This window comes from Pararhizobium sp. IMCC21322 (genome assembly GCF_030758295.1).
Taxonomy (GTDB): Bacteria; Pseudomonadota; Alphaproteobacteria; order Rhizobiales.
The window spans coordinates 4,404,779-4,417,078 of the sequence record NZ_CP132335.1 but is presented as its reverse complement, the minus strand read 5'-3'; the positions used below and the strand labels follow the sequence as shown (position 1 = coordinate 4,417,078).

Sequence of the window (12,300 nt, the reverse complement as noted above, 5' to 3'; positions counted from 1 at the left end):
TTACAGAGTCTCAACGCATGTTTTGAGAAAACGATCTGATTGTGGCGCTTGTTGCAGATGTCTTTGAAGCACAGGCAGCGCGTCTTCGAGCATTTTCTGTAGTGTGTAGGGCGGGTTTATGATGAACAAGCCGGTCCCGTTCAACTGGTCTTCATTGTCCGGTGCTCTGACATAGAGTTCTGCACGCAGGATGGTTTCTACACCCAGTTCCGGCTTGCGCTTTGCCAGGGATTTGGCCCAGATTTCTGCTTGATACCGGGCCTTGATGGGATACCAAAGCATATAAATGCCCATAGGGAAGCGCCGCACGCCCATGCTGATTGCATCCAGTGCGCGTTCCATTTCATGGGGCTTTTCAAAAGGTGGGTCCATGAGGATTAGGGCGCGCTTCAAATCAGGAGGCAGAAAGCCTTTCAGATTTTTCCAGCTATCTACGTTGCGCGTTAGGACCTGCGGGTCTCCGGCAAACAGTTTCTGTAGCTTTGCAAATTCGAAATCGCGCAGTTCGCACGCTGTCAGGCGATCGTCGGCGCGCAGCAAATGCCGTATCAGCAGCGGTGATCCGGGATAGATTTCCAGTTCCGTGCCAGGGTTCAGTCGGCTGATCACATCCATATAGGGTTTAGCGAATTGCTCGACATCGGGACCCAGAGAGATTAGCTGCTTTGGGTCCCCGTTTTCAAGCAATCGTGCAATGCCAGAGGCGGCTTCGCCAGTGGCGCGCGCCTCCTTACCCTTGAGCGTGTAACGTCCGGAGCCTGCATGCATGTCTATGACACGGATGGGGGCTTCCTTGCGCTGCAGATAGCCAATAATGGCCACCATCGTGAGGTGTTTCACCACATCGGCAAAGTTTCCGGCGTGATAGGCATGGAGATAATTCATGACAGGTCTCTACTTGGTGAGATGCTGATGCGCAAGGCGGGCGGGGCAATGCGCACCTTGACAGGGGAGCAAAATCTGATGTCCATGCGCGCTGGACCAAATCGAGGAACTTATGAACGGCGCAGAAACACTGGTTAAGACCCTGTTGAAAAGTGGCGTGGATGTCTGTTTTGCAAACCCCGGCACGTCGGAAATGCACTTTGTTGCAGCCCTGGACCAGCACCCGGAAATGCGTTGCATTCTGTGCCTGTTTGAAGGCGGTGCGACAGGTGCGGCGGACGGTTATTTCCGGATGAAGCAGGAGGTCGCTGCCACCTTGCTGCATTTGGGGCCGGGGCTGGGGAATGGTGTCGCCAATCTGCATAATGCTGGCAAGGCGCGTAGTGGCATCGTGAATATCGTCGGCGATCACGCGGACTATCATTTGAAATATGACAGCCCCTTGAGAGGCGATCTGGATGGCATTAGCGGCGCTATTTCGCATTGGACCCGGCGCGCGGAGAACGCGGCGTCTGTGGCCAGCGACGGTGCGGCAGCTGTGCAAGCGGCGCGGTCCGGCGGTGGTCAGATTGCCACGCTTATCCTGCCAGCCAATACGGCTTGGGATGAGGCAAATGGTCCTGCTGAACCAATTGCGGGCACGCAATTGGAACGGCCTTCCAACGCGCAGATTGTCAGTGCGGCGCGTGCCTTATGCGAGCCTGGCGCGGCGCTGTTTGTGGGGCAGGGCGCTCTTCACGGCAGCCTTTCACAACTGGCCGGCCAAATTGCTGCCAAATCCGGCTGTGAATTGATGGCCGATTTTCTGGTGCCGAGAATTGAACGCGGCTCCGGTGCTGTTGATTTGACCCGGTTGAAATATCCCATTGATGAAAACGTCGCTTTGATGCGGCATGTTCAGCATCTGGTACTGTGTGGTTCCAACCGACCTGTGGCTTTCTTTGCCTATCCGAACAAGCCCGGCACTCCCGAGCCTGAGGATTGCCGGATTACAGACTTATGCCCTTCTGATATGGATTATGGCTGGACGTTGCAGGCCATTGCGGATGAGCTGGGTGTTGGACCGGCAGACCGACCGGCCCTTGTGTCGCTTGATCTGCCCGAGATTCCAACCGGCAGTTTAACCCTTGAAAAAACAGGCGCTGCTTTGGCGGCGCTTCTGCCGGAAAATGCAATTGTTGTCGATGAATCGGTTACCAGCAGCGAGCCGTTGCTGGCTGCAACGAATACAGCCCGGCGGCAGAACTGGCTGCATGTTACCGGAGGCGCCATCGGGCTTGGACTGCCCTGTGCAACTGGTGCTGCACTGGCTTGCCCGGATCAGAAAATCGTCTGCCTGACCGGTGACGGCTCGGCCATGTATACGCTGCAATCCCTCTGGACAATGGCGCGTGAAAATCTGGATGTCGTGACCATCGTCTTTGCCAATCGTGGCTATCAGATTTTACATAATGAACTGGCCAATGTCGGGGTCAAACAAGCGGGGCGGAATGCCGCTCGCATGTTTGACGTGGAAGATCCGTCGCTGGACTGGGTTGCTCTGGCCAAAGGGCATGGTGTTGCCGCAGCGCGTGTGACTGATATGGATGAATTTGTTGCGGCCTTGCGCAAGGGATTGGCCACCACTGACCCCTATCTCATCGAAGTGATCTGTTAGACGCATCCTCTACTTCTGAAGTTCTCAAGGTGTTTTCCAGATGGTTGACACCATTTGATTTTTATATAACTATGTTGTTATGGAACAAATTGGTTATACGCAAACACCACCAAATCTCGATGCAATTTTTGCCGCGCTGTCAGACCCGACACGGCGCGCCATACTGTCTCGGCTGGCAGATGGTCAGGCGTCGGTGAATGAGATTGCCGAACCTTTCAACATTAGCCAACCAGCGGTTTCGCGGCATTTGAAAGTGCTCGAGCGCGCGGGATTGATTGAGCGCGATGTTGAAGAGCAAAGACGACCGGCAAGGCTCAAGGCCGAAACCATGACGGCTGCGGTTGATTGGCTGGCGGAATTCAAAGCCTTTTGGGGCAAGAGCTTCAATCAGCTGGATGATCTACTGGTAGAGATGAAACAATCCGATGGAGGGAAAACTGATTATGAGTGAGATCGCGGAATATCGATTGGAACGGGTTTTCAACGCGCCACGCGCCATGGTCTGGCGCAGCTGGACTGATCCGGAATTGCTTTCCCGGTGGTATGGGCCCGGCGTTGAAACCATCATCCATGAGTTTGACCTGAAACCTGGCGGCCAATGGCGGAACGAGATGAAATGGGGTGAAAATTCCAATCTCAGCAAGATGGTATTTCAGGATGTTGTGCCGCAGGAGAAACTGATTTGGCACCATTCTTCCACCGATTCAGATTGGAATATTGCCTCCAATCCGATGATGCCTGACTGGCCAAGAACTTTGCTGACGACGGTGGTTTTCGAAGACCTTGGAGCAAAGACAAAAGTCACTTTGACACAGATACCATTTGAATCGACAGAGGAAGAGATTGCCTGTTTCGCTCAGGCCATGTCCGGAATGGACAGTGGTTGGGGCAAAGGTTACGCGGTTCTGGACGATGTTCTGGCAGAACTTTCAAGCGGCTGATTGCCGCTGATAGCCATTTGACTATTGGGCGGCCTCAGTCTGGTTGATGTCGCCCAGAAAGCCACCGGACTGGCGGTGCCACAGGCTGGCATAAAGCCCGTCATTGGCAATCAGCGCCTCATGGGTGCCGGTTTCTGCAATGTGTCCGCCATCCATCACAACCAGACGATCTATTGTTGCAATGGTCGACAGACGGTGGGCAATGGCAATCACGGTCTTGCCTTTCATCAGATTGAACAATTGCTCCTGAATGGCAGCCTCAACTTCTGAATCCAGCGCCGACGTCGCCTCATCCAGAATGAGGATCGGGGCATCCTTCAGCAAAACCCGTGCAATCGCGATGCGCTGGCGCTGACCGCCGGAGAGTTTAACCCCGCGCTCGCCCACATGGGCATCAAAGCCCTGTCGACCTTTGGGATCCACCAGATCAGCAATGAACTCCATGGCCTCCGCCTGAGTAGCGGCCTGAATCATATCAGCTTCACTGGCATCGGGCCGGCCATAGAGAATGTTTTCCCGCACCGAGCGGTGCAGCAGGGAGGTATCCTGCGTCACCATGGAAATCTGACCGCGCAGGGAGTTCTGGGTGACTTTTGCGATATTGTGGCCATCAATGGTGATGCGTCCGCTTTCCACATCATAGAGCCGCAGCAGCAGGTTCACCAAGGTGGATTTACCGGCACCGGAGCGCCCGACCAGACCGATTTTCTCACCCGGTGCAATATCGAGCGTAATGTCATGCAGCACACCCTTGGCAGGTTTAACGCCTGGGTTATCCAGTTTTCCGTAGTGAAAGCCAACATGGTCAAAGGCAATGGCGCCATCAACCTTGGGCAGGGCCGGGGCAGACGGGGCGTCCAGCAGAGCCGGGACCTGGGATACGGTTTCCATGGAATCCTGAATGGTTCCCAAATCTCGAAACAGGCTTGAAATCTGGAACATCATCCAGCCCGACATTGTATTAAGCCTAAGCACCAGACCCAGGGCAATTGCGATGCCGCCAGCTGTAATGCCGTCAGCCTGCCACATGATAAGGCATATGTAACCGGTGGTGGCCATGAAGAAGCCGTTCAGCAAAGCAAGGCTGAAACGCACGCGGGTGATGGCGCGGGTCAAGGTGCGGACGCTGGTCAGCATCCATAGCAGACCCTCTTCAGCAAAGGCGTCTTCCTGGCCGCGCGTGTCAAACAGTTTGATTGTATGGATGTTCGAATAGGCATCAACGATACGGCCATTGAAAACAGAGCGCATATCGGTTGATTTTTTGGCAGCGTGACGGATCGACGGCACCAGAAAGGCAGCCAGTCCAAAATAGCAGGCAAACCAGACAACAACGACGCCGGCCAGCCGCCAGTCCAATCCGGAAAAGACACCGATGGTGGAGACACCAATGATGATGAAAAACCAGATGCCCTGCATGATGTTGATGAGGAAATCACCAACGGCCTGACCTGATTGCAGCACTTTGGTGGCGATGCGACCTGCAAAATCATTCTGGAAATAGGTCAGGGACTGGCGAATGACCGAGCGGTGGGCCTGCCAGCGCACCAGATTGAAAAAACTGGGCACAATGACCTGTTGCTCAAGCACTGCTGCCAGCATGAGAATGGCAAAGCGGCCAATCACCACCACTGCCGCCATCATCAGGAACGTTCCCAGATAATCGGTGAGCAGGGTTTCGCGGCTGGCCTGCACAGCAGGATCGTTCAGCAGATCGATGATCTGGCCGATATACTGGAACAGCAACACCTCGACGCCTGCAACCAGAATTCCGGACAGCAAAAACAGAATGAAAGGCCATTTGGCCTGTCGTGCAAAGTACCATATGAAACCGGTCACGCTGTCGCTTGGCAGGTCTTTGGTTGGAGAGGGGGCCAGCGGATCTATGATGCGTTCAAACGGGCGCAGAATTCGCTTTAACATGAGGCAGGTCTTTCTGACGCCGGAGCATTTGGAAATTGGAATTGAATTTGAAACTGAATTTGGAGCATGGCAACTAAATGGCGCTCTCACTTGCACTTTACCAGCCTGACATACCACAAAATACAGCAACGCTGCTGCGCACCGGGGCCTGCCTGAATGTTCCGGTGCATATTATTCTGCCTGCGGGCTTTGTGCTGAGTGACCGGAATTTCCGCCGTGCCGGGATGGATTATCTGGAGAAGGCAGTCCTGGTGCAACACGCTGACTGGGCTGCATTTCAGGCCTTTTGCCGTGACGAAAAGCGCCGCATTGTGCTGCTCTCAACAAAAGCGGCTGAGATCTATACAGATTTTCGGTATCAGGAAAATGATGTGCTGATGCTGGGCCGGGAATCTGCAGGTGTGCCGGACCATGTACATGAGGCCGCGGATGCGCGCATTCTGATACCTATGCATGGCGATGCCCGCTCACTGAATGTGGCGATTTCCGGGGCCATGGTCCTGGGCGAAGCGTTGAGGCAAATGGCGCTTTAGGGTCTGGATTTGAAGCGTAAAGTCTGAAAGACAAGTGGCAGACAAAACAGCATATGATGGATAAGCCCGTGACCGATCAGAAAGATGCGCCGTCAAAACCAGTTCCCGGCCCCGTGCCCGAGGGGATTGAAGACAAGAAACAGATTGCGTCCAATTGGTTCCGTCAATTACGGGATGAGATTTGTGCTTCCTTCGAAGTTCTTGAAGATGCCTTGGCCGGGCCTTTGTCCGATCGCGCTCCAAGTCGGTTTGAACGGACAAAATGGCAGCGCACGGACCACAGTGGTGCCAAGGGCGGCGGCGGCGAAATGTCGCTTATGCGCGGGCGGGTGTTTGAAAAAGTGGGTGTTCACATCTCAGCGGTTCATGGCGAGTTTGCGCCGGAATTTCGCGGTCAGATACCGGGCGCGAACGAGGACCCGTCCTTTTGGGCCAGCGGAATTTCGCTGATTGCTCATCCGCAAAATCCCAATGTGCCTGCCGTTCACATGAACACCAGAATGGTTGTGACGTCCCGCCAGTGGTTTGGCGGTGGCGCGGATTTGACGCCGGTTCTGGATGCACGGCGCACACAGGATGATGCGGACACGCAGGCCTTTCATGCGGCCATGCGCGCGCCCTGCGAAGCCCATGAAGTGGCTGATTATCCGCGTTACAAGGACTGGTGTGACACTTATTTCTATCTACCGCACCGCAAGGAAACACGCGGCGTCGGCGGTATTTTCTACGATTATCTGAATTCCGGTGAGTGGGATGCAGATTTTGCCTTCACACAGGATGTGGGCCGTGCCTTTCGGGATATTTATCCGCAATTGGTGCGCGCCAATATGGAACAGGACTGGGATGCTGCCGCTCGTGATGAGCAACTGATCCGCCGCGGGCGCTATGTGGAATTCAATCTGCTTTATGACCGGGGTACGATCTTTGGCCTGAAAACTGGTGGCAATGTTGCCTCAATCCTGTCTTCCATGCCGCCAGAGGTGAAATGGCCCTAAGGCTTGAAGATAGTCTTGGGCGTTAAAAGGCGGTTTTCAGATCCAGACTTATGAATTGCGTAAAGATGTATTGGATCACAAAGCAGAATAACAGTGCAGCCCCACCAGCCTGCAAGAGGCTTCTGGCATCGCGGTGATGTGTCATCAGCAGGAATGCGCAAAAACAAAAAGCGGCAGCGGACAGGAAAAACGGCATGATCGCCAAGAGTTGCACGCCAACAAATGCGATCATGGCAAGGCACATGAGCCAAAACCGAATGCTGAGTGGTGCCTGCCGATTTTCGCTTGATCGTCTGGAAAAGACCGAAGACAGGACCAGCAAGACCAACAGCGATATCGCGACAGAGAGAGGCCAAAGCGACGGGCCCATGACGTCGTAGTTTTCCGGTGGTGTCTGGATGGCCTGATAGGTAAAGGCCGCTCCGATAAACAGCAGCAAAAAATCAAAAATGCGCAGGCTCATATTGTGTCCTTCAGGAAAAACGTCTGTTCAGCAAAAACATGATTGTACTGATGATGATAACTGCAATGGGCACCGGGGTGAGCAGGAGAGGCATGATGGCCCCATCTGTGAACATGGTTGCCGAGCGCAGGTTTTCCTCGGCGATGGGCGCCAGAATAAAGCCGATGACGAAGGGGGCCAGTGCATAACCGCTGCGCTCCAGCCCAAAGCCCACAAAAGAAAACAACAGCATGACGAAGACGGTCGACCATGCGTTTGAAATGGCAAAGGTTCCCACGACACACATGATGACCAGGGGCGGCAGCAGATATTCTTTGGGGATCATGGCAATTTTGGCAATGTGCCGGGTCAGGACCAGCATCGCCAACAGCATTATGACATTGCCGATAAAGGCCGCATTGAAGATGGCATAGACCATGCCGGGATCATTGCGGAACAGAAACGGTCCAGGCTGGACGCCGTGAATGACAAGGCCGCCGAGCAGAATGGCATCGACCACACTGCCGGGAATTCCAAGCGCCACAAGCGGCACCAAGGCGCCGCCAACCGTAGCGTTGTTGGCGGATTCCGATGCGACCAACCCTTCTTCGCTGCCTTTGCCGAAATCATCCGGCTTTCGCGAAAAGCTGCGCGCAACGGAATAGGCAAAAGCCGAGCCCACATTGGCACCGACGCCCGGCAATACGCCAATCCATGTGCCCAGAACCGAGGAGCGCAGGATGTTGATCCAGTGCCGTATCAGCGCGCGCGGGTTCAGAGACATTTTTGCATCCGTGTTTGGGCGTTCTTTAGCCTGCCCGGACAGGCCCTGTACCTCTTGAAGGATTTGATTTCCAGCGAACAGGCCAATCAGCACAGCCAGCAATGGGAAACCGTTTTCCAGCCACTGAATTCCAAATGTAAACCGGAAGGAACCGCTGATCGGGTCGGAACCGGGAGTTGCTGCCAAAATGCCCAATGCCCCGGAAATCAGCCCGCGCAACATGTTGCCCTTGCTGAGAAATACAATCAGCAAAAGTGCCATGGCGACCAGCGCGAAATAGTCGAATTTTGAGAAGCGAACGGCCATACGGCTGAGCGGCTCTGACAGCAGAACCAGAAAAACCCAGGATATGAGACCGCCAAAGAAACTGGCCCAGATGGCAAGGGCCAAAGCTTTGCCGGCTTCACCTCTTTGCGCCATTGGATAGCCGTCCAGCGTGGTGATGACCGAAGCCGGGGTTCCGGGCATGCGCAGGATGATGGCCGTAATCAGCGAGCCGGACACACCGCCCACATACATGCCAACCAGCATGGAAATGGCTGGGATCGGGTCCATGGAAAAGGTGAATGGCAGCGACAATGCAATGAGCATGGTTGCTGTCAGTCCCGGAATTGCACCGACGACAATACCCAGCAAGACGCCCAACCCAATGAACAGGGTTGTGCCAAGGCTCAGCACTTCAAACATTGTGGTTTTTCCCGGTCACAGTAAGGGCTGGAGGCCATATCCTAGCTGGGTCTGGCCTTCCAGAAAGTGGTTGGCGAACCTAGTTCTCAATCAGGTCTGCTGCGCTTTTCAGCTGAGCCAGTGTGGCTGCGACACGGGCGGGCGCTGCATCAGGCCCATAATAGGTTGGTGTAATGCCGCGCTCATCAAGGATGGCCTGCAATTCCGCATCGCCAATGGCTTTTTCCAGTGCCGCAGAGAATGCAGCGATGGTGTCAGCCGGTGTACCCTTGGGGAAGTACCAGCTGTGCTCGATGGAAAAGTCGACATCGGCACCCTGTTCGGCAGCCGTTGCTACATCAGCCAGATAGGGAATGCGGTCACCAGACAGGGCTGCAATGACTTTGACTTCGCCAGCTTCCAGCAAAGGTTTGGCTTCTGCACCACTTAATACGCCAACCGCGATTTGCTCGCCCAGCAAGGCTGCAATGGTCTTGGCACCACCACCGGTTTGCACATAGCGGAATTTGCCAGCGCCAAGCTCAGCTTCCAGCATCAGCATGGCGAAGTGATTGACTGCACCAATATTGACGCCCGCAATGACCGGATCTCCACCTGACAAGAGCGCTTTCAATTCGTCCAGCGAATTGGCAGCTGAAGAGGCCGGAACTGCAACAACAAGCGGAATGGATGTGGTGGAAGCTGCAAGCTCAAAAGACGAGACATCAAAGTCTGCCTTCCCGATTGCCATATTGGTCAACAGCGTGGCGTGATTGACCAGAACTGAATAGCCATCCGGGTCTTTGCTGATGACACCGCGGCTTCCGGTTACGGACCCAGCGCCCGGCACATTCAGCACCACAAGATCGGCCCCAAGCTGCTTTTCCACAAAGGGCTGTATGGTGCGCACAAAGGTATCGGTGCCACCGCCAGCGCCAAATGGCACGGTGATCTGCACAGCTTTTTCCGGATAGGCTTGCGCGTGTCCTGCCATGGGCAAAGCCAATGCAGCGGTCAGGCCAAAGGCGGCCATTGTAAGGGTCCTGCGTGTAAAGTTTTTCATTCTTTCCTCCTTCGTTTTGTTTGAAAAATTGATCGTTCTCAGCCGTCTGACTGACCGCCGCTCAGTTTGTTGATATCGGGTGAGAAATCCCAGATATGGGTGCTGGCTGGGTTGGTTTGCTGCGCCCATTTCAGCACGATGTCCTTTTCAACGCGGCGCTCCAGCATCCGTTTTGCAATTGCTGTCGGGTCCCAATTCTGCGTGAGGCGTGCCATCAAGCCGTGCTGGGTTTGGCGATACTCCGGATCATCTGCCAGATTGTGCTGTTCAGATGGATCGGCGTTGAGATCAAAAAGCTGCGGCGCTTCATCATTGTAGATGATCAGTTTCCACTGATCGGAGCGGATCATGCGCTGCTGCACCGCCCGTCCTCCGGTCCATGCCGGAACGATGTCCGTGCAATATTCGGAAAAGGTTTCGTTGCTCCAGCTTGCCGTGGCATTCTGTGCCAGGCTCCAGAAACTGCGTCCATCAGCATGGGGCAATTGGTCTGCACCCATCGCCTCAAGCATGGTTTGGCTGAGGTCGACAAGGTTGACCACCTGATCGCGGACCTCTCCTGCAGGCAGTACACCCGGCAGGCGCATAATGAGCGGAACCTTGACCGATTCCTCATAGAATGTGTGTTTCCACCAAAGGCCACGCTCGCCCAGATGTTCGCCATGATCTGAGGCGTAGATGATCAGCGTGTTCTCCATCAGCCCGGCAGCTTCAAGCGCCTCAAGAACCCGGCCGATCATCTCATCCATGCGGTGAACCAGACCCCAATAGGCTGTTCTTGCCCGGTCCGCCTCTTCCGATGTCAGATCTGTGACACCACGATTGTCACGCCACCAGCGGTGAAAGGCATGATCGGCGGCGTCCGGCCCCAATTCAGGCGGTGGCACCTTGCCTGCGTAAAGATCATAAGCCTCATCATCCACCACATAAGGCGGGTGTGGCAGCATCAGCCCCACGGTCAGGCAGAAGGGTTTGCCGTCCGCATTCAAGGCCGGGGCCTGATGGGTCAACCAGTCAATGGCCGCCTCGGTAATATCGGCGTCCTTTTGCTGATAGGCGCTGTATCCGGGACCGGATTTTTGCAGCGATGCCGGTGTTGGATCATTGGTTTCACTCAACACGCCCATGGACTGGCGCGGCGCGCCCTGCCAGTTGGGGCTGTGATCTCCGCCCTGTCGTTCCGCATAGCCATGCATCTGATCCGGCCCGATGGCATGGAGCCGCCCGATCAGAACCGGCGCATAACCCGCAGCGCCTGCCGCATGCAGCCAGCTTGGCAGATCGGAGCGCAATATATCGTCATTCGTCCAGCATTCCTGCCGATGCGGCCAGCGCGCTGTGAGGCTGGCCATCCGGCTGGGAACGCAGATGGGGGAGGGACAGTAGGCATTGTCAAACCGCACGCCATCCTGCGCCAATTTATCGATATTGGGGGTTTGCACCACGCTATCGCCATAGCAACCGGCGACTTTCTGGTTGTGCTGGTCAGAAAACAGAAACAGGACATTGCGGATTGTCATTGCGGTTCACTGCTTTGTCTTGAGCGCAGATCCGGGGGCAGTCCTAACGAGCGACGCCAGGACGTCGTCAGATGGGCGTTGAGACTGGCCACAGCAGCCTGCTCATCACCCGCCAGAAGCGCATCGATGATCTCAAGATGCTCATGCATCGCAGCGCGCAGACGATCAACGGTATATGTCCCGTTCAGTCGGATCAGTCGCACCTTGTCTTCCAATTGCTGATAGGATTGGCGGATCAGACTGTTGGTGAACGCGGACACCAGAAACTCGTGAAGCTCCAGATCGATTTGTAATCCGGCCTGCATCAGATCATCTGACGGGGTAGCGTTGGTCTCTTCAATGATTTGCTGTGTTCTGGACCTCAGATCGGTGAGTCGCTCAACATCTGGCGTCTCGGCACTGCGCCGCACAGCTTCTGATTCAATCATAATCCTGAATTCGAAGGCGTCGTTGATAAAAGCCACATTCACATCAGCAATCTGAACGCCACGCTGCGCAATAAGACTGATGAGGCCATCCGCTTCCAAGCGCTTAAGCGCTTCACGAATGGCCCCCATAGGCACATCAAGCAATTCGCTCAGTTCGCGCTGGGACACAAACTGGCCGGGCTTGAGGCGCCGGTCAAAAAGGCTTTCCCGGAATCGGGCATAGGCCATGGTTCTTAAAGGTTCAGTCATGCGGGTCTCTCGTTGAGATGCAATTAAGTACATACTGAGTACTCAGTCAAGAGTGGACATGGAGGTTTGATGGCGCGCTGGTGGACGGGAGCGCGCGTGTGGCTGTTGAACTGCAGCCATGTAGTTTGCAGTGCCGAATTGGTTTTGTGAATTTCGTCGTTGTGATTGCTTTGGGCTCGAGAGTTACGGAGCCAGAATGGCGCTCTATAAGATG

12 protein-coding genes are annotated in these 12,300 nt (G+C 55.0%); 5 read left to right on the top strand and 7 right to left on the bottom strand.

Features of this window, described 5'->3' with window-relative positions:
• The gene (locus tag RAL91_RS20960) at window positions 1-885 is read right to left on the bottom strand and encodes a 23S rRNA (adenine(2030)-N(6))-methyltransferase RlmJ (RefSeq protein WP_306258193.1); all 885 of its coding nucleotides are present in this window, start codon (window positions 883-885) and stop codon (window positions 1-3) included.
• 112 nt (window positions 886-997) lie between these two features.
• Between RAL91_RS20960 and RAL91_RS20955 the strand changes: the two genes are divergently transcribed.
• From RAL91_RS20955 to RAL91_RS20945, 3 genes are all read left to right on the top strand, one after another.
• Entirely contained in the window at window positions 998-2,542 is a 1,545-nt protein-coding gene (locus RAL91_RS20955; protein WP_306258192.1) for an acetolactate synthase large subunit, read from the top strand.
• A 79-nt stretch (window positions 2,543-2,621) separates the two neighbouring features.
• The gene (locus RAL91_RS20950; protein WP_306258191.1) at window positions 2,622-2,993 is read left to right on the top strand and encodes a helix-turn-helix transcriptional regulator; all 372 of its coding nucleotides are present in this window, start codon (window positions 2,622-2,624) and stop codon (window positions 2,991-2,993) included.
• A complete protein-coding gene (locus RAL91_RS20945; RefSeq protein ID WP_306258190.1) occupies window positions 2,986-3,483 on the top strand; it encodes an SRPBCC domain-containing protein in 498 nt (165 codons plus the stop codon). The genes RAL91_RS20950 and RAL91_RS20945 overlap by 8 nt, the downstream gene beginning before the upstream one ends.
• Before the next feature lie 21 nt (window positions 3,484-3,504).
• Here RAL91_RS20945 and RAL91_RS20940 read toward each other — a convergent pair whose 3' ends face one another.
• Window positions 3,505-5,406 carry an ABC transporter ATP-binding protein gene (locus RAL91_RS20940; protein ID WP_306258189.1) on the bottom strand — a complete coding sequence of 634 codons (1,902 nt, stop codon included), beginning with the start codon at window positions 5,404-5,406 and terminating at the stop codon, window positions 3,505-3,507.
• Window positions 5,407-5,483: 77 nt separating this feature from the next.
• Between RAL91_RS20940 and RAL91_RS20935 the strand changes: the two genes are divergently transcribed.
• Both RAL91_RS20935 and hemF read left to right on the top strand, forming a co-directional pair.
• The gene (locus RAL91_RS20935; protein WP_306258188.1) at window positions 5,484-5,939 is read left to right on the top strand and encodes a tRNA (cytidine(34)-2'-O)-methyltransferase; all 456 of its coding nucleotides are present in this window, start codon (window positions 5,484-5,486) and stop codon (window positions 5,937-5,939) included.
• A 56-nt stretch (window positions 5,940-5,995) separates the two neighbouring features.
• Window positions 5,996-6,934 carry an oxygen-dependent coproporphyrinogen oxidase gene (gene hemF, locus RAL91_RS20930; protein WP_371932560.1) on the top strand — a complete coding sequence of 313 codons (939 nt, stop codon included), beginning with the start codon at window positions 5,996-5,998 and terminating at the stop codon, window positions 6,932-6,934.
• 22 nt (window positions 6,935-6,956) lie between these two features.
• Here hemF and RAL91_RS20925 read toward each other — a convergent pair whose 3' ends face one another.
• From RAL91_RS20925 to RAL91_RS20905, 5 genes are all read right to left on the bottom strand, one after another.
• On the bottom strand, window positions 6,957-7,397 hold the full coding sequence (locus tag RAL91_RS20925; protein ID WP_306258186.1) for a tripartite tricarboxylate transporter TctB family protein: 441 nt from the start codon (window positions 7,395-7,397) through the stop codon (window positions 6,957-6,959).
• 10 nt (window positions 7,398-7,407) lie between these two features.
• Entirely contained in the window at window positions 7,408-8,847 is a 1,440-nt protein-coding gene (locus tag RAL91_RS20920) for a tripartite tricarboxylate transporter permease (protein ID WP_306258185.1), read from the bottom strand.
• A gap of 79 nt (window positions 8,848-8,926) precedes the next feature.
• A complete protein-coding gene (locus RAL91_RS20915) occupies window positions 8,927-9,889 on the bottom strand; it encodes a tripartite tricarboxylate transporter substrate binding protein (protein ID WP_306258184.1) in 963 nt (320 codons plus the stop codon).
• Between the two features lie 38 nt (window positions 9,890-9,927).
• Window positions 9,928-11,409 (bottom strand): sulfatase-like hydrolase/transferase, encoded by a 1,482-nt coding sequence (locus tag RAL91_RS20910; protein ID WP_306258183.1) that lies wholly within the window; start codon window positions 11,407-11,409, stop codon window positions 9,928-9,930.
• Window positions 11,406-12,086, bottom strand: a complete 681-nt coding sequence (locus RAL91_RS20905) for a GntR family transcriptional regulator (protein ID WP_306258182.1) — start codon at window positions 12,084-12,086, stop codon at window positions 11,406-11,408. Before RAL91_RS20905 ends, RAL91_RS20910 begins: the two co-directional genes overlap by 4 nt.
• Between the last annotated feature and the right edge of the window lie 214 nt (window positions 12,087-12,300).